Raw genomic sequence first — 23,278 nt, 5'->3', positions numbered from 1 at the left:
GTCGGGAAGAAGTGTTGCTGAGAAAAAAATCGTAAAAATTGCGCAGGACGTTTCACGATGCCAGATAAAATCGAAACTATGGATTATTCTAAGACCTTGAACCTACCGCAAACGGAATTTCCGATGCGGGCGGGTTTGCCGCAAAAAGAGCCCGAGCTGGTGAAGCGTTGGGAAGACATGGATCTCTATGCCGAATTGCGCAAACAAGCAAAAGACCGTCCGCTTTATGTGCTTCATGATGGTCCTCCTTATGCAAACGGCAACATCCATATTGGTCATGCGCTGAATAAAATTCTCAAAGACGTTATTACACGTTCATTCCAAATGCGCGGTTTCAATTCCAATTATGTGCCGGGCTGGGATTGTCACGGCCTGCCGATCGAATGGAAGATTGAAGAAAAATACCGCGCTCAGGGCAAAAACAAGGACGATGTTCCGATCAATGAGTTTCGTCAGGAATGTCGTGACTTCGCCAAACATTGGATTGACGTACAGACAGAAGAGTTCAAGCGCCTGGGTATTGTAGGCGATTTTAAACATCCTTACACGACCATGGCTTTTCATGCCGAAGCGCGCATTGCCGGTGAATTGATGAAGTTTGCCATGTCCGGCCAACTCTATCGCGGTTCTAAACCTGTAATGTGGTCGGTGGTTGAACGTACGGCATTGGCGGAAGCCGAAGTTGAATATCATGATCATGAGTCTGATACGATCTGGGTAAAATTCCCTGTTTTGAAAACACAGTCTGCCGATCTGGCAGACGCTTTTGTCGTTATCTGGACAACAACGCCATGGACAATCCCTGGAAACCGTGCCGTTTCCTATTCGTCGCGCATTCCCTACAGCCTATTTAAGGTTGAAAGTTCCGAGAATGATTTTGGCCCACAGGCTGGCGAAAAACTTATTTTTGCCGACGCCTTGGCAGAAAGCTGCGGTCAAAAAGCCAAACTCGTTTTAAAGAAACTTCGGTCACTGGGCGCTGAAGAGTTCGAAAGCATGGTATTGGCCCATCCGCTTAAAGGATTGGCTGAGGGGTATCAGTTCCATGTGCCGCTGCTTGATGGCGATCATGTGACGGACGAATCCGGTACAGGATTTGTCCACACGGCTCCAAGCCATGGCCGTGAGGACTTTGAAATCTGGAATGCAAGCAAACGGGTTCTTGAGGCTGCGGGTATCGACGCTGCTATCCCGTTTCCGGTTGATGATGCCGGTTTTTATACCAAGGATGCCCCCGGCTTTGGTCCCGACAGAGATGGCGGGCCGGCCCGTGTTATTGATGACAATGGGAAAAACGGCGATGCCAATAAAAGCGTCATCGCGGCATTGATTGCAGCAGATCGGCTTTTTGCACGCGGCCGCATCAAGCACTCCTACCCTCATAGCTGGCGTTCTAAAAAACCGGTTATTTTCCGCAATACGCCGCAATGGTTTGTGTGGATGGACAAAGACCTTGGCGATGGCTCCACCTTGCGCAGCCGCGCATTGCAGGCAGTTAACGACACCCGTTTCGTCCCACCCGCCGGGCAGAACCGTCTTGGTGCAATGATGGAAGACCGGCCAGATTGGGTATTGTCCCGTCAACGTGCATGGGGTGTTCCCATCTGTATTTTTGCCAATGAAGACGGCGAAGTGTTGAAGGATGAGACAGTCAATGAGCGTATAGCGGCGGCATTTGAACAGGAAGGTGCCGACGCTTGGTTTGCCGAAGGCGCCCGTGAACGGTTTCTGGGCGAGCGTGCCGGTGAAGACTGGCAGCAGGTCCGCGACATTCTGGATGTGTGGTTTGATTCCGGTTGCACCCATGTATTTACACTGGAAGACCGGCCAGACCTCAAATGGCCAGCCGATGTCTATCTCGAAGGATCAGATCAGCATCGTGGCTGGTTCCACTCTTCTATGCTGGAGAGCTGCGGAACCCGTGGACGCGCACCGTATGACACGGTTGTTACGCACGGTTTCACGCTCGACGAGCAGGGCAAAAAAATGTCCAAATCACTGGGCAATACCGTGGTGCCGCAAGATGTCATGAAAACATCCGGTGCTGATATTTTACGTTTGTGGGTTATGACCACCGATTACTGGGAAGACCAGCGTTTGGGTAAGAATATTATCCAGACCAATGTCGACTCTTATCGCAAGCTACGCAATGTCTTACGCTGGATGCTTGGAACCTTGGCCCATGATGAAGGTGAAAAAATCGCCTATGGCGACCTTCCCGATCTTGAAAAGCTGATGCTTCATCGCCTTTACGAACTGGATAAGCTCGTAAACGAGGGTTACAACGCTTTCGACTTCAAGCGGATTACCCGTGCACTGATTGATTTTTCGATTGTGGAACTTTCTGCGTTTTACTTCGATATCCGCAAGGATTCACTCTATTGCGACGCGCCGTCATCGCAAAAGCGCAAGGCAGCGCTGCATGTTGTGCGTGAAATTTTTGAACGCATGGTGACATGGCTCGCGCCGATGCTGCCATTCACGACAGAAGAAGCATGGCTTGAACGTCACCCTGAAAGTCGGTCGATCCATTTTGAGCAATTCCGCACAACACCCGAAGAATGGCAAAATGATGCACTGGCCGAGCGTTGGCGGAAAATTCGTCAGGTTCGTAAGGTGGTAACAGGCGCGCTTGAGCTTGAACGTGCCGATAAGCGCATCGGGTCTTCGCTCGAGGCTTCACCCATCGTTTACATAAGCGATATGGCACTTTTGGAAGCGATCGAAGGTATGGATATGGCGGAGATCTGCATCACCAGCGATATTATGATTACCAATGCAATCGCACCTGAAAATGCTTTTCTGTTGGACGATGTAACCGGTGTTGCGGTGCGTCCGCAAAAGGCTGATGGGAAAAAATGCGCCCGCTCTTGGCGTTATACACAAGATGTCGGCAGTGACCCTACCTATCCTGATGTTTCAGCCCGTGATGCCGCTGCATTGCATGAATTACATGCGTTGGGAAGGCTCTAAACTATCCAGCGTCGCCCCAAAGGCGGCGTTGATATGTTTGTGGAGTTTTGCGGGTAAGGTACTGTTTGGCTCTATGGGGATTGCCGTGATAGGACATCTCGTGATATGGAGCTGCCTTGGTACTGCCAGATTTTAATGGCAGGACGAGCGAGAAGAGTTTATCTGCCGGTGGGGCGGAGAGAGTAACAAGTGGGCGGCAAGGCCGGGAAGACGGATTAGCAGTGAAAAAACGCGAAGCAGGAATGATTGCAACGGGTATGGTAACAGCCGGTCTTATGCTGACAGGCTGTGGCGTTTCTGGCCCGACCTACGGAACCGATAAAACAACAACCCAGCAATTGTTGGATGATGTTTCCAATCTCGCTTCGATCAAGCCGAGCAACAATAATAGCCGCGTAAACACAAAACCCCGCCCTGATCTGGTACGTCCTGCACCGGGTGCGAAAGCAAGTTTGCCGCAACCGCAGGCGAACGTTGCCCAAGTCGGGACGCCCGATTGGCCAGAATCGCCAGAGCAACGCCGTCAGCGTCTGCGTGACGAAGCTACCGCCAATCAGGATAATCCGAACTATGTTTCGCCGATCGTGTCAGATGGTGGTGGCAAAAGCACCGCAACCGGCACAACCGACTGGCTTGACGGCATTCACCGCAATGAAGAGCCGCGCGCCAATGCCAAGCAACAGCGTGCTGAATATCAGCGTCGTAAACAGGAAAATAGCGGCGGCTCCGCCACCAATCGTAAATATTTGAGCGAACCGCCTTTGGCCTATCGTGAGCCTGCGAATTCTGCACCGGTGGGTGATCAGGGTGAAGATGAGGCGAAAAAAGAACGCGAAAGAAAGAAAGCCATGAAGGATACATCCGGCAAAAAAAGCTGGTGGCCTTTCTAGAACTATAAGGAACCCGTTGCAAAACGGGTTTTTTTATGGGGCATTGACAACCCCATGCAGCCGAACAGGTTTTGACCAGCCTGACGAGAGATGCATAATTAAATCAGATAAGTTTATTCCAACTTCATTGATGATATCTGGCGGTTTTTTGCGGTGATTGATAGCCAACAGCGTTTTGATAATCTTAGCCGCTTACCGCCAATTAAGTTCTGGCCGAATGCGCCCAAACTGTCGCCCGTATGATTTTACAGCCTTTATACCCGACCTCACTCGGTTCTCACTGTTCAGGACATGATTTTGACAACCCATGTCTCATCTCAAAACCGGTTCCCACTTTTGAGGACATGCTTCGTTATCCCAATCCCAAAACGGCCAAAAGCCCAAGAAGCCGCCCAATGCCTGACCCCATCTTTTCAGAACAGGGAGGGTGCTACCGTTTAGATAACATCCAGCGGCATCTTCCGTTTGGGGGGGAGGAATATTTTATCCAAGGCGCTTAAAACACTGTCATCAAGCGAGATATCTGCCGCCAAGCGGTTCTGTTTTAAGTGTTCAAGCGACGATGCTTTAGGAATAGCGATCATCTGCTGCTGCCTGAGAACCCAGGCAAGCGCAATAGTTGCCGGTGTTAGATTGACCTCTCCTGCCAGCCTCATCAAATCAGGATCTTTCAGAATGCGGCCCTGTTCAATGGGGGAATAGGCCATAAGCGGGATGTTTCTTTCTTTACACCAAGGCAAAAGATCGAATTCTATTCCGCGTCGAGAAAGATTATAGAGGATTTGGTCGGTTGCAATGTGACCAGCGATACTTGACCGTTCCAGTTCCTGCATGTCCCGCGTATCAAGGTTGCTGACACCCCAAGCCCTGATCTTGCCCTGCTCAACAAGTTTTTCGAATGCCAAGACGGTTTCCTCAAGCGCATAGTGTCCGCGCCAATGCAAGAGATAGAGATCTATAACATCCGTACCAAGACGTTTGAGACTGCGTTCGCAGGCAGCCGAGGTGCCTTGGGCAGAAGCATTGCCCGGTAAGACTTTCGAAACAATGAATACCTCGTCACGTCTTCCCCGCACCGCTTCACCGACAACCTTTTCCGCACCGCCATTGCCATACATCTCGGCGGTATCAATCAAAGTCATGCCCAAATCGATTCCGGCCCGCAGACTATCAGCCTCGGCCTGCAAGCTCTGACGCCCCTCGCCCATAAACCACGTTCCCTGCCCAAGTGCCGGAACGCTTCGTCCGTCTGGAAAAGTGACTTTTTTCATGACTGTTCTCTCTTTCTTGCGAAAAAATCTTTGAGCAACATTGCCGAATCCGTTTCTGCCAAACCTGAATAGACATCGGGAGCATGATGACAGGTGGGCTGTCCATAGAAACGCACACCATGCTCGATTGCTCCGCCTTTAACATCACTGGCAGCAAAATAAAGCCGCCGGATGCGCGCAAACGAGATGGCAGCCGCGCACATGGCGCAAGGCTCCAACGTGACATAGAGGTCGCAGTCGGGTAATCGCTCGCTTTGTAACGCTTCGCAAGCCATCCGGATAACCCGCATTTCCGCATGACCGGTGGGGTCAAACGTTGACCTTGTCAGGTTGCCTGCCTGCGCAATGATCCGGTTGCCTTGCACAATAACCGCCCCAACGGGCACCTCATCATCTGATGCGGCTTTACGCGCTTCCATAAGGGCGATATCCATTGGTTTTGCTATCATGTCGACCTTTCGACGTTTATCATGCGATGATTGATAGAATTTAATTCATCTATCATGTAAAATATAGCAGCTTTAAAAGAATTCAGCTGATGAAAGAGATTCCATCACGCCCTAAAATACGCTAGAGCCAAGTCATAATGATAACGGGCACCGTTGTGCCGCCAAAGGAAAATTACAATGAATAATGATCGCGGTAACCGTAAACCTCCCATGGATAGGGATGGCCCACGCGACCGGAGCGGTCCACGCGATAAGGCAAGCCCCAGAGCCGAGCGTTCGCGCCCGGCTGTAACGGCAGAAGACAATGATGGCAGTGAACGCATTGCCAAGCGCTTGGCGCGTGCAGGCATAGCTTCGCGCCGCGATGCTGAAATGATGATCGTTGCAGGGCGTATTGCGGTAAACGGCAAGGTATTGGAGTCACCGGCATTCAACGTGATGCGTGACGATACGATAACGGTTGATGGCAAACCCTTGCCGCCAATTGAACGCACCCGTTTATGGCTTTATCACAAGCAGGCAGGCTTGGTGACAACCAACCGTGATCCAGAAGGACGTCCAACGGTTTTTGACAGTTTACCCGAAGGTATGCCGCGTGTCCTTTCTGTCGGCAGATTGGATATCAACACCGAAGGTCTTTTACTGTTGACCAATGATGGTGGATTAGCCCGTGTTCTGGAGCTGCCATCGACCGGCTGGGTGCGCAAATATCGTGTTCGTGCCCATGGCAAGGTCAAGCAGAGCGATCTTGACCAGTTGAAAAACGGTATCGCCATTGATGGTATTTTCTATGGCGCGGTTGACGCTTCCATTGAGCGTGAGCAAGGTTCGAATGTCTGGCTTTCAGTCGCCCTTCGCGAAGGCAAAAACCGGGAAGTTAAAAACATTCTCGGCGAGCTGGGACTGTCGGTGACACGGCTGATCCGTGTTTCCTTCGGACCGTTCCAGTTGGCTGATTTGGAAGAAGGTGCGGTCAGAGAATTAAAAGGACGTATTCTGCGTGAACAATTGGGCGAGCGCCTGATTGAAGAAGCAAATGCCGACTTTGAATCGCCCATCCTTAAGCCGTTTTCGAATGCGCCGGTAGTTGGTGAAACGCGTTTGAGCGAACGCCCTCAAGTTTCTGAGGATGGCTGGATTTCGTCAACCGCTGCTGCGGCAGCGCGCGGCGGCGGGCGCGGTAAAAAAGGCGACTTTGCCGAACGTGGTCGTGCCCGTTTGAGCACAAAGCCCGATGACAGGCCAAGAGACCGCGGGAATGACCGTTTCGCAGACCGTTCAAAAGGCCGCGACAAAGACACCGATGATAAGCCGGAACAGCAAGCGCCGCGTTCGCGCAGTGCAAATGTCTGGATGGCTCCGGGCGCCCGCCCGCAAACCGCAAGAAAAAAAGTCTGGCGTGACGATGAAGGACGCCGCGAACGTCACGCAACGGACGGAGACAATAGGCCGGTGCGCGCCCGCGAAGACCGCGCATATGGCGATAAACCGAAACAGTACGGCGATCGACCTCGTGAAGATAAGCGTGAAGGCGGTTACGAGAAACGCGACCGTCCGAACTATGGTGACAAGCCGAGACAGTTTGGGGACAAACCGAAGCAATATGGCGATAAGCCCAAACAGTATGGTGACCGGCAGGAACGTGGCGAAAGAAAGCCTTATGGCGCTCGTGACACGCGATCCACGGCAAGCGATGCACCGCGTGAACGCAGTTATGGTGACAGATCGCGCGACGATAAGCGTGAAGGCGGTTATGAAAAACGCGACCGTCCAAGCTACGGCGACAAGCCGAGGCAATTTGGTGACAAGCCGAAGCAATATGGCGATAGACCCAAACAGTATGGCGACCGGCAGGAACGTGGCGAAAGAAAGCCTTATGGCGCTCGTGACACGCGATCTACGGCAAGCGATGCACCGCGTGAACGCAGTTATGGTGATAGATCGCGCGACGATAAGCGCGAAGGCGGTTATGAAAAACGCGACCGTCCAAGCTACGGCGACAAGCCGAGGCAGTTTGGTGACAAGCCGAAGCAATATGGCGATAGACCCAAACAGTATGGCGACCGGCAGGAGCGTGGCGAAAGAAAGCCTTATGGCGCTCGTGACACGCGGTCTTCAGCAAGCGATGCACCGCGTGAACGCAGTTATGGTGATAGATCGCGCGACGATAAGCGCGACGGTGGTTATGAAAAACGCGACCGCAAGCCATTGAGCGATACAAGCGGCAAAAGCAGAGATGGCGGGTATGCCAAGAAGTCTGCTGGCGGGGCGTCTTATGCCGGCAAAGGCAAGCCGGGTGGCGCAGCACGTCCATCCACCGGTGTAAGAAAAGATCGACCGGCTGGAGGGCCACGTGCGGATCGTCGCCGGTAAGTTTTCCGGCCGCAGTCTCGCGCATCCGGCAGGACAGTCCATAAGGCCAACGACTGACCGCACGCGTGAAAGCCTGTTTAACATTCTGGCAAACCGCGCGGAAAACTTCTGGGGCGAGCGGCGTGTGCTGGATTTGTTTGCCGGCACCGGAGCGTTGGGCATCGAGGCGCTTTCGCGCGGTGCCCGCGCCGCTGTTTTTGTAGAACAATCGATCGAGGGACGCGGCCTCATCCACCAAAACATTGAAACGTTGGGGCTGCAAGGCGTTGCGCGTATCCTGCGCCGTGACGCCACAAAGCTCGGTCATGTCGGCACAATAGCGCCATTTGATGTTGTTTTCGCCGATCCACCCTATCAAAGAGGGTTAGGCGAACAAGCCTTTATAGCTGCGGTGGAAGGCGGATGGGCAGCTGCCAATGCCACATTCGTGTTGGAAGAAAGCCGCGAAGCCACGATAAATTTACCAGATTTTTTCCAACAGGACGATGAACGCCTTTATAGCGGCACAATTATACGTATTTATACGTTACAATCATGATTTGTGAATTTTGAAAGGTTTTGCCGGTGCCCGATTTGATGAGGAAAACATTATTTCGCGCGGCTCTCGTCGCTGCCCTGTCTTCTACCAGTCTCACCTATGTTGCAGCCGAGCAGGCAGTGCAACCCCCCGTAGTTGCACAGCAACAAGATGCAAAGGCGGCGACAGCTCTTCCAGATATTCGTAAAGTTGGTCCGGCACAGACCTTTACCTTGCAAAACGGTTTGCAGGTGGTGGTGATAGAAGACCATCGCGCCCCTGTCGTGACACAGATGATCTGGTATCATGTCGGTTCTGCCGACGAGCCGATGGGACATACGGGTATTGCACATTTTCTTGAACATCTCATGTTCAAAGGGACAAGCGAACATCCCGAAGGGGAGTTTTCCAAGTTGGTTTCAAAAATTGGCGGTGAGGAAAACGCTTTCACATCCTATGACTATACCGCCTACTACCAAAGTGTCGCATCAGACTATCTGGAAACCATGATGCGGTTTGAAGCCGATCGTATGGAAAACCTGATTCTGACCGATGAGGTTGTCGCGCCGGAGCGTAATGTTATCATCGAAGAACGACGTATGCGCACCGATAGCAATCCCGATGCCATGCTGGCAGAAGAGGCCCGTGCAACCCTTTTTATGAACAGTCCTTACCGTAATCCGGTTATCGGCTGGAAACAGGAAATGGAACAATTGTCGCGCGATGATGCGATATCGTTCTATAAGAGATTCTATACGCCCAATAATGCAACACTGATTATCTCTGGCGATGTTACAGCAGAAAAAGTGCGCGCACTTGCATCGGATATCTATGGAAAAATTCCACAACGTGCCGAAATCGGGCCGCGCATCAGGCCGCAGGAACCTGCAAAAAACACCACGCGCACCGTGACAATGCGGGATGCCCGCGTGACCGAACCAAGCTATCAGCAGATGTGGGTTGTCCCCTCCTATCACAATGCCAAGAATGAAAAGGAAGCTGAAGCCCTTGATCTGTTGGGGGAAATTTTGGGTGGTTCACCCCGTAGCCGACTTTACCAGACACTGATCGTGAAAAACGGCTCGGCGGCGGCTGTCGGCTCTGGCTATAGCGGTGGCGCGGTCGATGACGGTGTCTTTTACGTCTATGGCATGCCACGCGGAGAGGCCGGGTTGGCAGATGTGCAAAAACAGGTTGCTGAACAGATTGCCGACATTCGAAAGAACGGCGTTACACAAGCTGAACTGGATCAGGCCCGTAACCGTTTTGTCAAAAACATGATCTTTTCCCTGGATAATCCTTCGGGTTTAGCCCGGATTTACGGTAGTTCGCTTGCCATCGGCATGACGATCGATGACGTGGCACAATGGCCAGACCGGCTAAAAGCCGTCACCACTGCCGATATCAAATCTGTGGCGCAACATTATCTCGACCCGCAAAAAAGCGTTACCAGCTATTTGTTGCCGCCGGAAAAAGATGCATCGGCTCAACCTGCAAATGAAGCAAAAACCAAGTGAGGCCCGTTATGAATAAAATTTTATCTTTTTTTCGTCCGGCACGCTTTCTTGCTGTTTTGTTTGTGCTTATCGTCGGATTTGGCGCATCGGCCAATGCGATAGAAATTCAAAATGTTACCTCTCCCAAAGGGTTGCAGGCCTGGCTGGTGGAAGACCATACCGTGCCTATCATCTCCATCCAATTTTCGATCGGGGGCGGAACAACGCAGGATCCGCAAGGCAAAGAAGGACTCGTCAAATTGATGACCGGTCTTTTTGATGAAGGCGCCGGTGACATCCAATCGCAGGCTTTCCAGGCCCGCCTTGACGATCTGGGTGCAGAAATGGCCTTCACAGCCAATCGCGATCGCATGCTCGGGAATATGCGTGTTTTGGCCGACAACCGTGATGCAGCCTTTGATCTTCTTGCGCTGGCCGTGCAAAAACCACGTTTCGATCAGGATGCGATCGACCGCATCCGCGAGCAATTGGTTGCTGCTTTGAAAGCATCGGAGAAAGACCCCTCCACAATTGCGCAAAACCGCCTCAATATGCTGGTTTATGGCAAGCATCCTTACGGACGCCGTGCGGATGGAACACCGGAAAGCCTTGCTGCCATCACACGCGACGATCTTGTCGCATCCCATCAGGCGATGTTTGCCCGCGACAATCTTCATGTCGGCATTGTGGGACCGGTTTCGCCCAAGCAAGCGGAAGAAATGCTTGATAAAATCTTCGGTGGATTGCCGGAGAAAGCCAATGTGAAAAAAATAGAAAATGCCAAGCTCAATCTCGGTGGCACGGCAAATGTCAATTATGACCTGCCGCAAACCTCACTGACACTGGTCTACCCCGGCGTCTATCGCGATGATCCTGACTTTTTTGCTGCTTATTTGATGAACTATGTTTTGGGCGGACCGGGATTGACATCAAGGCTGTTCTCCGAGGTTCGTGAAAAACGCGGCCTTGCCTATACTGTAGGGTCATCACTGGTCATTTATGATCATTCGGCGGGCCTTGTCATATCGACGGGCACAAAAGCCAGTGAAGCCCAAAAGACACTTGCAACCATCCGCGAGCAGGTAAAAAAAATGGCTGAAGACGGTATTACCGGCCAAGAACTGGATGAGGCAAAGAGCTACGTTATCGGTTCGTATGCTGTGCAGAATATGGGCTCATCCTCTGACATTGCTGCCACGCTTGTTGGTTTACAGGATCAGGGTCTACCCATTGATTACATTGAAAAGCGCCGTGACGATATCAATGCGGTCACCTTGGATCAGGTTAAGAGCATTGCCAAAAAGCTCTTGAGTGGAGAACCGGCGCTTCTGGTTGTCGGCCCATCGAAGAGCTGATTGACACAATGTCAAGAACGGGATGTCGGCAATGCGCATAGGCTTGGCTTTAGGCGGGGGCGGCGCCAGAGGTTTAGGGCATTTACCGGTCATATCAGCGCTGGAGGACTTGGGTGTTCAAGTAAATTGCGTTGCCGGTTCGTCTATTGGCGGACTGGTCGGCGCAGGTCTTGCATCGGGTATGAATGCGGCCGAGCTTGAGGACTATTTCTTAACAAGCTTTGCGCGTTCAGGCGATGTTATTGCCAAATTCTGGGCGCTCAAACCGACGTCATGGAAAGATCTGTGGAATCGCGGTGTACGCCTTTCGCAATTCGACTTGGAAACAATATTGGAAAGTTTCCTCCCCGCTGCGCTGCCGCATCAATTTTCAGGATTGAAACTGCCTTTGAATGTTGTTGCTGCTGATTTGGCGACCGCTGAAATGGTTGTTCTAAACGATGGTGATTTGCGGCCGGCACTAGCGGCCTCGGCTGCTATTCCCGGTCTTTTCAAACCGGTTGATCATCAAGGACGGCTCTTTGTCGATGGCGGGATTTGCAATCCCGTTCCATTTGACTGTTTTCCACCCGACATCGATTTTTCCATCGGCGTCGATGTGGTCGGGCTTCCCGCCATACAATTGGATAAAAACCAACTCTCGACCATTGCATGCCTGATGGCCGCCAGCCTCGTTTCGCAACAAGCGTTGATTGCTGCTAGGCTATCGTTCAGTCGGCCAGACATTCTTCTCCGCCCCCCAGTCAGTGGCATTTATGTATTGGACTTTCTCAAAACGAAAGATATCCTTGCCAGACTGAAACCCTATAAGGAAGAAGCGAAGCGGTTGATCGCATCGACCATGGAATTGCGGTTGCGAAGCGATAATAACGCGGGTCTTCTATCGTAAAGTCATTGAGTTTTTGCCGCCGACTTCCTATAGCTTTTAATGAGAAGCGATCAAGGAGTGCACGATGCCGATCCAAGCCCAGATTGATAAAGCTGCCGCATTGGTGGAAGCTGCCAAAAAAGCCGGCGCTGAAGCTGCTGACGCTGTCATTATCCGCTCTCAATCTGTCAGTGTCTCGGTACGGCTTGGTAAGGTAGAAGCGACCGAAGCGTCGGAAAGCGACGATTTTACCTTACGGGTGTTTGTCGGCAAAAAACTTGCCAGTATTTCAGCAAACCTTTCTGCTGATCCGCAAAGACTTGCCGAACGTGCGGTTGCAATGGCCAAGGTTTCACCTGAAAATCCGTTTGAAGGCTTGGCAGACCCATCACGTCTAGTCCGCGATCCCAAGGACCTTGACCTGTTTGACTATTTCGTTCCTGAAAGTGCTCTTCTGCGCGAAGAAGCGCTGGCAACAGAAGCAGCAGCATTGGCGGTTAAAGGTGTGAGCAATTCAGGTGGTGCTTCTGCAGCCTATGGCAGTGGCGGTCTGGTTCTGGTCACGAGCCATGGATTTTGCGGTGCCTACCGTTCAAGCCGTTTTTCACGCTCTTGCAGTGCTGTTGCCGGTGAAGGCACAAAGATGGAACGCGATTACGACTACACATCGGCACTCCACCACGCCGATCTGGATGCATGTGATGCCATTGGCCGTCAGGCCGGAGAACGGGCGGTGCGCAGGCTTGACGCAAGGCGTGCACAAACCGGAACAGTCAATGTTATTTTCGAACCCCGTATGGCGCGCGGCATTGCCAGTCACTTGGCCTCCATGGTCAATGGCGCGGCCGTGGCACGCAAAACCAGCCTTCTGCAAAACCATATGGGAAAAGCGATTATGGGTGCGCGCATTAATGTGAGCGATACGCCGCTGAAGATACGTGGCAATGCATCGCGTCCATTTGACGGCGAAGGTGTCGAGGGACAATCGCTGAACATTATTGAAAATGGCGTTTTGAAAAACTGGTTTCTTTCCACATCAGCCGCGCACGAACTTGGTCTTGAAACCAACGGTCATGGTGTTCGTTCATCGTCATCGGTTCAGCCGGCCAGCACCAACTTTGCTATTGAACCGGGCGACGTAAGCCCGCACGACATGATAAAAAACCTCGGCACCGGTTTTTATGTGACAGAATTGTTCGGTCACGGCGTCGATTTGATCACCGGCCAGTATAGCCGCGGTGCTTCCGGTTTTTGGATTGAAAATGGCGAGATTGCCTATCCGGTCAGCGAAGTGACACTCGGTTCGGATTTACTGCATATGTTGGCCCATTTGACTCCCGCAAATGACATTGATCGGCGCTATGGCACAGCCTCGCCGACACTTTTGATAGAAGGAATGACACTTGCAGGCAAATAAAGACGACATTGCTTCCGACCTCTCTTTGCTTCTGGACGTATGTGCCCAAGCAGCGCCCATCGCGATGCGCTATTTTGGCAAGAACCCGCAGGTCTGGACAAAGCCGGGGGATTCGCCTGTCAGTGAAGCAGATTTTGCCGTAGACAAGCTGTTAAAACAACATTTGTTAACCGCCCGTCCGCATTATGGCTGGATTTCCGAAGAAACGGAAGATGATCGGCCGCAGCAATCCTATCAGCGATCCTTTGTAGTCGATCCGATTGATGGCACACGCGGTTTTTTGGATGGCAGCGCCTATTGGTGCATTTCCGTGGCGATCATCGAAAATGGCCGCCCGATCTGCGGGGTTCTGCACTGTCCGGTTGATGATGTTATTTATGCCGCCTCGCATGGCAATGGTGCGACACGCAACGGCGAACGGTTGAGGCATTTGCCACCACAGAAATCAGAGCGTATTGTTTCCGCGTCAAAGCCGATGGAAAAAAAGCTGCCACCAGCGTTTTTGAAACAGGTCAGCTTCTCGCGCCATATCCCCTCACTGGCCTATAGGATCGCCTTGGCAGCGGAAGGCGCGATCGATATTGTGTTAATCCGTCCCAATTGCCATGACTGGGATATCGCCGCCGCCGACCTGATTTTGCAGGAATGCGGGGGAATTGTCACAAATTTGGACAAAAAGCCGGTCAATTATGGAGCATCGCCTTTTTCACACGGTTTTTTGATCGCAATTGAAAATAGTCAGCTTCAGGATGTGATAGATGTTGTCCACGCGGCAAAGTTGGTTTAATCAAACTCTGGCTTGCCGAAGGTTCAAAATAATATCAGGAGGCATTTATGACTGCGAACGGTGAAAAGAAACAATTGCTCCATCTCGTTTTCGGAGGCGAACTTGCGAGCTTGGATAGCAATCAATTTCGCGATCTCGACGCATTGGATATTGTAGGCATTTTTCCCGACTATAAATCTGCTGAAAGCGCTTGGCGTGCAAAGGCACAGGGAAGCGTCGACAATGCCTTGCAGCGTTATTATATCGTGCATTTGCACCGTTTGCTGGATCCTGAAACTACCGATGCCGATTAATTTGCGGTTTGTTCATACAACCGCTAAAATGACGATCAATACACTGAAGCATCAGTCGGGCGGGGCGTGATGCTTCATTTCTTAAATATGGTAGACCACATCATCTGTACTGAAAGCAGGTGCAAACGGTTTGGTCCACCGAATTGACACAAAACCAATATTGCACATGTTGTAAAAAACAGAGGGTCGCAATCTGCCTTGATTGTTTCGGGTAGATTTGACAACGGAATGACGGAACATAAAAAACACAAAAAAGCAGGCGTCTTGAAGCGTTTTTGGCGAAAGATTCGTCACCCTTTGATGGAAGCGCGGTTGACCAAGGCCATTATTGTGTCGTTGATGGCCAATTATCTGCGTTTTGTGTACTGGACAAGCCCGCGCTTGAAAAGTTCCGACGACCCTAAAAAAGCCCATCAAGCGTATAATCCTTTCATCATTACATTTTGGCATGGCCGCCATATTATGGGGCCTTTTCTTCGCCCACGTGGCGAAAGCATCATTGCGATGTTTTCCCGCTCTGCGGATGCTGAAATCAATGCGCGCGTCGGGGAGAAGTTGGGGCTTGAGACCGTCCGCGGATCAGGTGGTCGCAACAAGCGTCAAAATGCCGACAAGGGCGGCGCCCGCGCGCTTTTGACACTTAAAAATGCGCTCAAGTCCGGTAAAACCACCGCAATGATTGCCGATATCGCGCACGGTACTGCCCGCGAAGCTGGAAAAGGCATTATCCTTCTGGCAAAACTTTCAGGTCGACCGATCGTTCCATATATCTATACGTTTTCACGGGAAAAAATCCTTGAAAAAACCTGGGATAAAACCGCAATTCCGCTTCCTTTCGGTCGTTCTGTGTTTCTCATGGGAGAGGCATTTTTTGTGCCCGAAGATGCCGATGACGCCGTTTTGGAACAAAAGCGGCTGGAACTGACGGAAATCATGAATCGCCTGACAGACGAGGCCTATCAACGTTTGCAAGCAGGCAAGTAAGGTTTTGTGGATATGATGGAACTGAAGGCCCGCACAGCTTTATCGCTTTATCGCATAGCAGGCAGCTGTATGCGCCCATTTGTGCCTTTGTACCTGTCTATGCGTGCAGCGCGCGGCAAGGAAGATGGCCGCAGAAAGAAAGAGCGTCTGGGACGTACCGATAAAGCGCGCCCTGAGGGTCCGCTTATCTGGCTTCATGCTGCAAGTGTGGGCGAAACTCTTGCTTTGGTGCCGCTGATCGACCGCATCCTTTCCCTCAACATCCATGTGCTTTTGACCACCGGTACGGTGACATCGGCAAGTTTGGTCGAAAACCGTTTCGGCAGCAGACTGATCCATCAATATGCACCGCTTGATTTGAAATCGGCGGTAAGGCGTTTTCTCGAGCACTGGAAACCCGACCTTGCATTGGTTTGTGAATCGGAAATCTGGCCTTTGCGGATAAACGGTCTGGCCAAACGTCATATCCCGCAGGTGATGGTGAATGCACATATGTCGGAACGCTCTTTCCAGTCTTGGAAGAAACGGCCGGCGCTGGCGGCGCATATTTTCAGACAGATTGATGCGGCAATTGGCCAGACGGATGCCGATGCCGAACAGTATCACGCCCTTGGTGTGAAAACCGTTGCCGTATCGGGCAACCTGAAAGCCGATGTTGCACCGCTTGAGAACAAGGCGCTTTTGCAACAATATCAGGCCGCCATCAGTAAACGACCGGTATGGGCTGCCATTTCCACCCATGAGGGTGAAGAACTCATTGCCGCAGAAGTTCATGCGGCTTTGAAAAGTCGTCTGCCGGATTTGCTCACCATCATTGTTCCCCGACATCCCGAACGTTCAGCCGCCGTGGTTGAAATGTTGAATGGAAAAAACCTGAACATAGTCCAGCGTAGCCATGATGGCGTTCCCGGTCCACAAACCGACATTCTTTTGGGCGATACAATAGGCGAAATGGGGCTTTTTCTGCGCCTTGCCCGGGTCGCTTTCATCGGTAAATCATTGGGAGATCAAGGCGGGCATAATCCTCTGGAACCGGCATTGCTCGGTTCAGCGATACTGACCGGCCCGCATGTCGAGAATTTTCAGGATACCTTTGATGCTTTTTTTGCGCAAAGAGCTGCAAGAATTGTCGAAGATGCGACCCAGCTTGCCGTGCAGGTCAACACGCTGTTGACCCACGAGAAGCTCCGACAAGATATGGCAGATGCGGCATACCGTACGGCAACAGATATGAGCGGAGCGCTTGAGCGTACTTTAAAAGTGCTTAGACCGTTTATCCAACCCTTGATCATGCAGGCAAAGCTGAACCAGCGGGACGGTGAAAATGGCTGGTGAAACTCCGAGTTTCTGGTGGGTTAAAACAAGCTTCTTGAAGATTTCACTGGCTCCGGTAGCGGCCATTTACAGCTACTTCGCCCGTCATACGATGGATAAAAAAGTTCCACCCGCGATTGATCTTCCGGTCTTATGTGTCGGCAATTTCACCCTCGGAGGTGCGGGTAAGACACCTGTCGCCATAGCGCTGTCCAAGCATGCACGACAAATGGGCCTGAAACCGGGCATTGTGTCACGCGGTTATGGAAGTTCCTATAAAGGTGTCCATCTTGTCGACCCACACCACGACCGCGCCCGCGATGTAGGCGATGAACCGCTCCTGCTTGCCAGACATGCGCCGGTTGCCATTTCCCCCAACAGACTGGAAGCAGCGCAATTGCTGCAGCGGGAAGGCTGCAATTTCATCCTCATGGATGATGGTTTTCAAAGCAGGCGTCTGGTGATGGATTATGCCTTGCTTGTTGTCGATGGATTGCGCGGGCTTGGCAATGGTGCAGTTTTTCCAGCTGGCCCGCTGCGCGCGCCGCTGGAAACGCAACTGGCCTACACGGATAGCGTTCTTGTTATTGGCCAAGGCGCTGAAGGCGATCATGTTATCCGTATGGCTGCACGCGCCGCCAAACCCCTGGCACTTGCAAAGTTGACACCTTCTGCCGACGGGCTTGTAGCGGATCAACGCTTTCTCGCTTTTGCTGGTATCGGCAATCCCGAAAAGTTTTTTCTTTCAATCACCCAAATGCACGGCATCGTCGAGCAGACACGCAGTTATGCCGACCACCATTTTTTTACCGAATATGATTTGAAGGATATTGCCGACAGCGCGAAATCGGCCAATCTTCACATTGCAACGACGGCCAAAGATTATATCCGCCTAAAAACAGACGGACAGGAAAGGCAACTTGATAATCTTGTTGTTTTTGATGTTACTGTCGACTTTGATGATGCCGATTTTTGCAAAAGACTGATCGAAGAAACCCTAGACCGCTTTAAAAAACGATCGCGCGGTTTTTAACAAGAACAGAAATTCTGCCTCTTATCGCTCTTATGCCAAAAGACGCCGCGAAGCTCCTTAAGGCTTGGTTGTACCGAGAAGTTTGCGCAAATGCGGATTGCATTCTAGCTCCCTTTGATAGGAAATTTCGCAACTGGCATAAGCTTCCTGCCGAAGATGATTCCAATATTTAAGCTCATCAACCGGTATTTTTTCACCTGTGATGGCACATGAAACATAGGTTCCGTGCTTGATTATTTCATAATCACCACTGAGATAACGGATTTGCGCTTCACGCTCGCCACTGGAAAACATTATCGATCAATCCTTTTTCTATTCTGCCTTTTCATGATTTGGATGACTCAAGCCGGTCGCGATTATCTCAAACGGTTATCTCAATCCAATTCACGCATGCTATTCAGAATGCGCTTTCATGCCATAGTCTCACACCAAAAGTCGAGTACCAATTTATAGACTGCCATTGATATAGAAGGCCATTGTGCGTTCGACGGGTATTATAGAGGTTGAACATACTATTTTGATTATTCACTGCTGTCGCTTCACTTTAACATCAGTGCCATGATTTTTATTCGCGGCTGCGATGAAACGTCAGCGTCTTCCAAATAACCGTTCGACATCGGTTAATTTCAACTCAATATATGTAGGGCGACCGTGGTTGCAGGTACCGGAACCGGGCGTTGCCTCCATCTGACGCAACAGGGCATTCATTTCTTCTGCCCGCAAAATCCGTCCCGAACGCACCGAACCATGACAGGCCATCGTGGCAGCCACATAGTCCAACATGGCCTTCAGGCCATCCGCCGTATCATGCTCGGCAACTTCATCGGCAAGATCGGTGACAAGCCCTTTTGCATCAACTTCGCCCAACATAGACGGTGTTTCACGCACGGCAATGGCTCCCGGGCCAAATGGTTCGATACCAAGGCCGAATTTTTGCAGCGTTTCGCTATGGGTCAGTAGTCTTGCAGCATCTTCTTCCGCAAGCTCGACAATTTCCGGTATCAACAGCATTTGCGAGGCCAACGGCTTGGCATAGAGGGCGTTTTTCAACGCTTCGTAAACCAATCTTTCATGCGCGGCGTGCTGGTCCACAATGACAAGACTGTCTTCTGTCTGTGCCACAATGTAGTTTTTGTGAATTTGTGCCCGTGCGGCACCTAAAGGGTGGCTTAATTCTTGTGCTGTGGGAGCAGCCATAGCAGGCCGGATATCGCTGGTTGGCATATCAAAATCGGCCAAAACCGACCCACCTTGCTCGTGCAACCCGTTAGAGGTCTGGCCGAACAAAGGTTGGTGCACCATGGCAGCAGCGGGCGGCATGGCACCGTGTGAGAATGCTGAATGAGAAAAGGAGTGACCATGCCCCGCAAATGCTGATGCAGCCTCGAGCCCTTGCGGCCGGAATGCTGCAAGCATAGCATCAGCGCCGGTGGATGCCGGACGTATTCCCGCACGACTGAGCGCCTCACGAATACCGCCAACGACCAGACCGCGCACCAGACCCGGATCTCGAAACCGCACATCTGCCTTTGCCGGATGCACATTGACATCGACATCCGCAGGCTCCAGATCAATAAAGAGCACACAAACCGCATGACGGTCACGCGCAATGGCGTCGGCATAGGCTCCGCGAATAGCGCCCCATAGCAATTTGTCGCGCACTGGGCGACCATTAATATATGCAAACTGGTGCAGGCTATTGCCCCGATTGAACGACGGCACACCGGCAAAACCGGTCAGTCGCACACCTTCTCTTTCAGCATCCAACGCAATGCTGTTAGCGGTAAAATCTTTCCCCATAATCTGGGCTATACGCTGCAATTGACCGTCGGGATCAGCTCCGGTAGCGGGCAGTTCAAGCAGTGTCCGGTCTGTTCCGGAAAGCGAAAAACGTATTTGCGGAAATGCGATGGCAATACGCTTGATGACATCGGTAATTGCGCCGCTTTCAGCCCGATCAGTTTTCATGAATTTAAGTCGCGCCGGTGTGACGAAGAACAGGTCACGGACTTCCACAATCGTCCCGCAATTGGCAGCCGCAGGACGCGGCTTTTCCACATGACCGGCCGTCACAGTAATCTCAGCCGCAGTTTCCGATTCCTTGGTGCGGGAGGTTACTTTAAGTTTCGAGACTGAGCCAATGGACGGCAAAGCCTCGCCGCGAAACCCTAGCGAGCGAATATCATGCACATCGTCGCCCATTTTTGATGTGCAATGGCGCGAAATTGCCAGCGGCAATTCGTCAATCGGGATACCACAGCCATTGTCGCTGACCCGAATCAAGCCTTTACCGCCACCTGCCGTTACAATCTCGATACGGCTTGCGCCGGCATCGATGGCGTTTTCGACAAGTTCTTTGACCACGCTTGCGGGGCGTTCAATCACTTCACCCGCAGCAATCTGGTTGATAATCGTTTCACTAAGATGGCGTATTGTCATAACAGCCAACATAAACGATTTGTCCCTTCCGGTATAGCAGCCGCTCAAGCCGCCACCCGTCGTCCGCCACCCTATCCCCTGAAAATTACGTGAGTCCGCGACCGTCTGCCCTCTGAGATTGAATAGAAAAGCGCAAGCTGCTTTCGCAGTTGCGCCTTCTTTTCCAACGCTTTTATCAGTTAAACAGCTGCGTTCAAGGCTGCTTCAACGTCTTCCAGAAGATCGTCGGTATCTTCCAATCCGATGGAGAAACGCAGCAGACCGTCCGTAACGCCAAGCTCGGCACGAGCTTCCGGCCCGATGCTTTGGTGTGTTGTTGTGGCTGGATGGGTAATGATTGAGCGTGTATCGCCAAGGTTATTGGAGATAAGCGGAATAGTAACATGATTGCAAAATTGGAATGCACCCTGTTTGCCCGTCTTCAACTCAAATGCCACCATCGTCGAACCGCCGCTCATTTGTTTGGCGACGATATCCGCCTGTGGGTGATCGGCGCGACCCGGATAGATACATTTTGAAACAGCTTTATGGCCGCTGATAAGATCGGCGACTTTTGCCGCAGACCGCGTCATTTGTTCAACGCGGAGCGGCAATGTTTCCAAGCCCTTCAGCATCAGCCAAGCATTGAATGGGCTCAAGCCCGGGCCGGTATGGCGGAAGTAGTCGTGCAGGTTTTCCTTGATCCAGTCTTCGCTCGAAAGAATCATACCGCCAAGGCAACGCCCCTGTCCGTCTATATGTTTTGTCGTCGAATAGATAACGACATCGGCACCCAATTCCAATGGTTTTTGATAAAGCGGGGTGGCAAAAACATTGTCTACGATGACAGTTGCGCCAACCTGATGCGCGAGATCGCAAACAGCTTTAATGTCCACCACTTCCAAGGTCGGATTGGCCGGACTTTCGAAAAAGATACCGCGTGTATTGGGACGAATGGCCTTTTCCCAATTTTCTACTTTCGATCCGTCGATAATGGAGACTTCCACACCAAACCGTGGCAGGACATGTTCAATAATGTAGCGGCAGGAGCCAAACATCGCCCTACCCGCGACAAAGTGATCGCCCGCTTTTACAAAGCACAATATCGCATTGGCAACCGCCGCCATACCCGATGCTACAGCGCGGGCGCTCTCTGCACCTTCAAGGACGCACATGCGCTTTTCGAACATATCCGTCGTCGGATTGGCATAACGGGAATAGACAAAACCGGGATCGGTACCATCAAAACGCGCTTCTGCCATTTCAGCCGATGGATATGCAAACCCTTGGGTGAGATAGAGAGATTCTGAAACTTCTCCATAAGGAGAACGATGCGTTCCCGCATGGACCATCTCGGTTGCTGTGCGATATTTACGATCCGGATTCAATGTCATAGGTCACCTGCTTTCATGCCAACCCTTTGCCATTATCGGTAAAGGGTTTGAAAAAAGGATGCCAAAAACCGTTTTGTCTCACGGCCTTTTAGCATTTATGGATAGGTTTTCCAGAAAGGCGGCAGCTGATCGGGGCTTTACCAGCCCATACAATGTCGTCTATATTTCCAGTCAACCCAACGTGGCTGCAAGCCGGCCGGCCAAATCACCACGGGATAAGCTTTCCATAATCCTTTGAACAGCTTGCGTCAATCCGCGATCTGGGTAAAGAAGAGGGCACAACAGACAGAAGGTTAAGCACTATGGCACGCTCGAGCGGCATTCTTGCAGATAGCGACATTCACGCATTGTTTGAAAGTGGCGTTCTTCAATGCGATCGCCCGTTGGATGATGACCAGATACAGCCGGCGAGTTTGGACCTGCGGCTTGGGGCCAAAGCCTATCGGGTTCGCGCGTCCTTTATGCCCGGCCCCCACCGCAAAGTGGTTGAAAAGCTGGAGCGGTTGAAACTGCACGAGTTTGATCTCAGTGAAGGCGCAGTGCTTGAAACCGGCTGTGTCTACATTGTGCCATTGCTTGAAACACTCTGCCTACCGCAGGATTTGTCAGCTTCGGCAAATCCGAAAAGTTCAACCGGCAGATTGGATATTTTTACCCGTGTTATCACCGATCAAGCGCAGGAATTCGATAAAGTCTGTGCCGGCTATCAAGGCCAGCTCTATCTCGAAATAAGCCCGCGGACATTCCCTATTGTTGTGCGCACCGGATCCCGTCTTTCGCAAATCCGTTTCCGCAAAGGAAAAAGCCAACTTGATGAGATAGAGCTGCATGCACTCCATCAAAGTGAAACATTGGTTTCTGATGATCTTCCCAATATTAGCGGCGGCGGTGTCGGGCTGTCGATCGATCTGACCGGCGGGGAAAACGGTCTCGTCGGCTATCGCGGCAAACACCATACCAGCGTTATCGATGTCGACAAAAGAGCGCTCGCCGATGTTCTGGATTTTTGGGAACCTATTTATGATCGTGGTGCCCGTGAGCTTATCCTCGACCCCGACGAGTTCTATATTCTGGTCTCGCGTGAAGCCGTGCATGTACCGCCGCTTTATGCCGCTGAAATGACCCCTTTCGATCCGCTCGTCGGCGAATTCCGCGTCCATTACGCCGGTTTCTTCGACCCGGGTTTTGGCAATAACGATGCTGGTGGCAAAGGCGCAAGAGCTGTGCTGGAAGTCCGCAGCCATGAGGTTCCCTTCATTCTGGAACATGGCCAGATTGTCGGGCGCCTTGTCTATGAGCATATGTTAAACCGACCAAAAGCGCTTTATGGCCGGGAACTTGGCTCGAACTATCAGGCGCAGGGGCTTAAACTTTCCAAACATTTTAAATAGGTTTGATGGAAGAACCCTTGACAATATTGCGGGAAGATTGCATCGCTCTTGTGCA

Annotated in this window: 19 protein-coding genes and 1 riboswitch; of the genes, 14 read left to right on the top strand and 5 right to left on the bottom strand. The window is 51.6% G+C overall.

Going from position 1 to position 23,278, the window contains the following annotated elements:
* Positions 1 to 57 precede the first annotated feature (57 nt).
* Together ileS and ACYSNS_RS12075 are read left to right on the top strand one after the other, a co-directional pair.
* Positions 58 to 2,973: an isoleucine--tRNA ligase gene (ileS, locus tag ACYSNS_RS12080; protein WP_461723419.1), complete on the top strand. Its 2,916-nt coding sequence runs from the start codon at positions 58 to 60 to the stop codon at positions 2,971 to 2,973.
* 116 nt (positions 2,974 to 3,089) lie between these two features.
* Entirely contained in the window at positions 3,090 to 3,863 is a 774-nt protein-coding gene (locus ACYSNS_RS12075; RefSeq protein ID WP_461723418.1) for a hypothetical protein, read from the top strand.
* 437 nt (positions 3,864 to 4,300) lie between these two features.
* On the opposite strand, the gene ACYSNS_RS12070 is transcribed toward ACYSNS_RS12075, so the two are convergent.
* Together ACYSNS_RS12070 and ACYSNS_RS12065 are read right to left on the bottom strand one after the other, a co-directional pair.
* The gene (locus ACYSNS_RS12070) at positions 4,301 to 5,134 is read right to left on the bottom strand and encodes an aldo/keto reductase (protein ID WP_461723417.1); all 834 of its coding nucleotides are present in this window, start codon (positions 5,132 to 5,134) and stop codon (positions 4,301 to 4,303) included.
* On the bottom strand, positions 5,131 to 5,583 hold the full coding sequence (locus ACYSNS_RS12065) for a nucleoside deaminase (protein ID WP_461723416.1): 453 nt from the start codon (positions 5,581 to 5,583) through the stop codon (positions 5,131 to 5,133). Before ACYSNS_RS12065 ends, ACYSNS_RS12070 begins: the two co-directional genes overlap by 4 nt.
* A gap of 177 nt (positions 5,584 to 5,760) precedes the next feature.
* Here ACYSNS_RS12065 and ACYSNS_RS12060 point away from each other — a divergent pair, with 177 nt between their 5' ends.
* The 11 genes from ACYSNS_RS12060 (at position 5,761) to lpxK (ending at position 18,020) form a co-directional block, all read left to right on the top strand.
* Complete coding sequence (locus tag ACYSNS_RS12060; protein ID WP_461723415.1) at positions 5,761 to 7,956, top strand: pseudouridine synthase; 2,196 nt, start codon at positions 5,761 to 5,763, stop codon at positions 7,954 to 7,956.
* The gene (rsmD, locus tag ACYSNS_RS12055) at positions 7,937 to 8,494 is read left to right on the top strand and encodes a 16S rRNA (guanine(966)-N(2))-methyltransferase RsmD (protein ID WP_461723414.1); all 558 of its coding nucleotides are present in this window, start codon (positions 7,937 to 7,939) and stop codon (positions 8,492 to 8,494) included. Before ACYSNS_RS12060 ends, rsmD begins: the two co-directional genes overlap by 20 nt.
* A gap of 38 nt (positions 8,495 to 8,532) precedes the next feature.
* Complete coding sequence (locus tag ACYSNS_RS12050; RefSeq protein WP_461723413.1) at positions 8,533 to 9,990, top strand: M16 family metallopeptidase; 1,458 nt, start codon at positions 8,533 to 8,535, stop codon at positions 9,988 to 9,990.
* An 8-nt stretch (positions 9,991 to 9,998) separates the two neighbouring features.
* Positions 9,999 to 11,324: a M16 family metallopeptidase gene (locus ACYSNS_RS12045; protein WP_461723412.1), complete on the top strand. Its 1,326-nt coding sequence runs from the start codon at positions 9,999 to 10,001 to the stop codon at positions 11,322 to 11,324.
* Between the two features lie 31 nt (positions 11,325 to 11,355).
* Positions 11,356 to 12,213 carry a patatin-like phospholipase family protein gene (locus tag ACYSNS_RS12040; protein WP_461723411.1) on the top strand — a complete coding sequence of 286 codons (858 nt, stop codon included), beginning with the start codon at positions 11,356 to 11,358 and terminating at the stop codon, positions 12,211 to 12,213.
* Positions 12,214 to 12,277: 64 nt separating this feature from the next.
* Entirely contained in the window at positions 12,278 to 13,609 is a 1,332-nt protein-coding gene (locus ACYSNS_RS12035) for a TldD/PmbA family protein (RefSeq protein WP_461723410.1), read from the top strand.
* Positions 13,596 to 14,396, top strand: a complete 801-nt coding sequence (locus ACYSNS_RS12030) for a 3'(2'),5'-bisphosphate nucleotidase CysQ (protein ID WP_461723409.1) — start codon at positions 13,596 to 13,598, stop codon at positions 14,394 to 14,396. The genes ACYSNS_RS12035 and ACYSNS_RS12030 overlap by 14 nt, the downstream gene beginning before the upstream one ends.
* Positions 14,397 to 14,443: 47 nt before the next feature.
* Complete coding sequence (locus ACYSNS_RS12025; protein ID WP_461723408.1) at positions 14,444 to 14,689, top strand: DUF4170 domain-containing protein; 246 nt, start codon at positions 14,444 to 14,446, stop codon at positions 14,687 to 14,689.
* Between the two features lie 228 nt (positions 14,690 to 14,917).
* Positions 14,918 to 15,673 carry a lysophospholipid acyltransferase family protein gene (locus ACYSNS_RS12020; protein WP_461723407.1) on the top strand — a complete coding sequence of 252 codons (756 nt, stop codon included), beginning with the start codon at positions 14,918 to 14,920 and terminating at the stop codon, positions 15,671 to 15,673.
* 12 nt (positions 15,674 to 15,685) lie between these two features.
* A complete protein-coding gene (gene waaA / locus ACYSNS_RS12015; protein ID WP_461723406.1) occupies positions 15,686 to 17,008 on the top strand; it encodes a lipid IV(A) 3-deoxy-D-manno-octulosonic acid transferase in 1,323 nt (440 codons plus the stop codon).
* Positions 16,998 to 18,020 (top strand): tetraacyldisaccharide 4'-kinase, encoded by a 1,023-nt coding sequence (gene lpxK / locus ACYSNS_RS12010; protein WP_461723405.1) that lies wholly within the window; start codon positions 16,998 to 17,000, stop codon positions 18,018 to 18,020. The genes waaA and lpxK overlap by 11 nt, the downstream gene beginning before the upstream one ends.
* Before the next feature lie 57 nt (positions 18,021 to 18,077).
* Here lpxK and ACYSNS_RS12005 read toward each other — a convergent pair whose 3' ends face one another.
* The 3 genes from ACYSNS_RS12005 to ACYSNS_RS11995 all read right to left on the bottom strand — a co-directional run bounded on the left by ACYSNS_RS12005 (position 18,078) and on the right by ACYSNS_RS11995 (position 21,832).
* Positions 18,078 to 18,314, bottom strand: a complete 237-nt coding sequence (locus ACYSNS_RS12005) for a DUF2093 domain-containing protein (RefSeq protein WP_461723404.1) — start codon at positions 18,312 to 18,314, stop codon at positions 18,078 to 18,080.
* Between the two features lie 294 nt (positions 18,315 to 18,608).
* Positions 18,609 to 20,459, bottom strand: a complete 1,851-nt coding sequence (mutL, locus tag ACYSNS_RS12000; RefSeq protein ID WP_461723479.1) for a DNA mismatch repair endonuclease MutL — start codon at positions 20,457 to 20,459, stop codon at positions 18,609 to 18,611.
* 179 nt (positions 20,460 to 20,638) lie between these two features.
* Positions 20,639 to 21,832: an O-succinylhomoserine sulfhydrylase gene (locus tag ACYSNS_RS11995; RefSeq protein WP_461723403.1), complete on the bottom strand. Its 1,194-nt coding sequence runs from the start codon at positions 21,830 to 21,832 to the stop codon at positions 20,639 to 20,641.
* Positions 21,833 to 22,010: 178 nt separating this feature from the next.
* Positions 22,011 to 22,045: riboswitch (SAM riboswitch) on the bottom strand.
* An 89-nt stretch (positions 22,046 to 22,134) separates the two neighbouring features.
* Here ACYSNS_RS11995 and ACYSNS_RS11990 point away from each other — a divergent pair.
* Complete coding sequence (locus ACYSNS_RS11990) at positions 22,135 to 23,223, top strand: 2'-deoxycytidine 5'-triphosphate deaminase (RefSeq protein ID WP_461723402.1); 1,089 nt, start codon at positions 22,135 to 22,137, stop codon at positions 23,221 to 23,223.
* Positions 23,224 to 23,278 lie beyond the last annotated feature (55 nt).

The sequence above is a fragment of the Bartonella sp. LJL80 genome, from assembly GCF_054871565.1.
The sequence above is the reverse complement of the archived record's forward strand: the minus strand, read 5'-3'. Positions and strand labels throughout refer to the sequence as shown.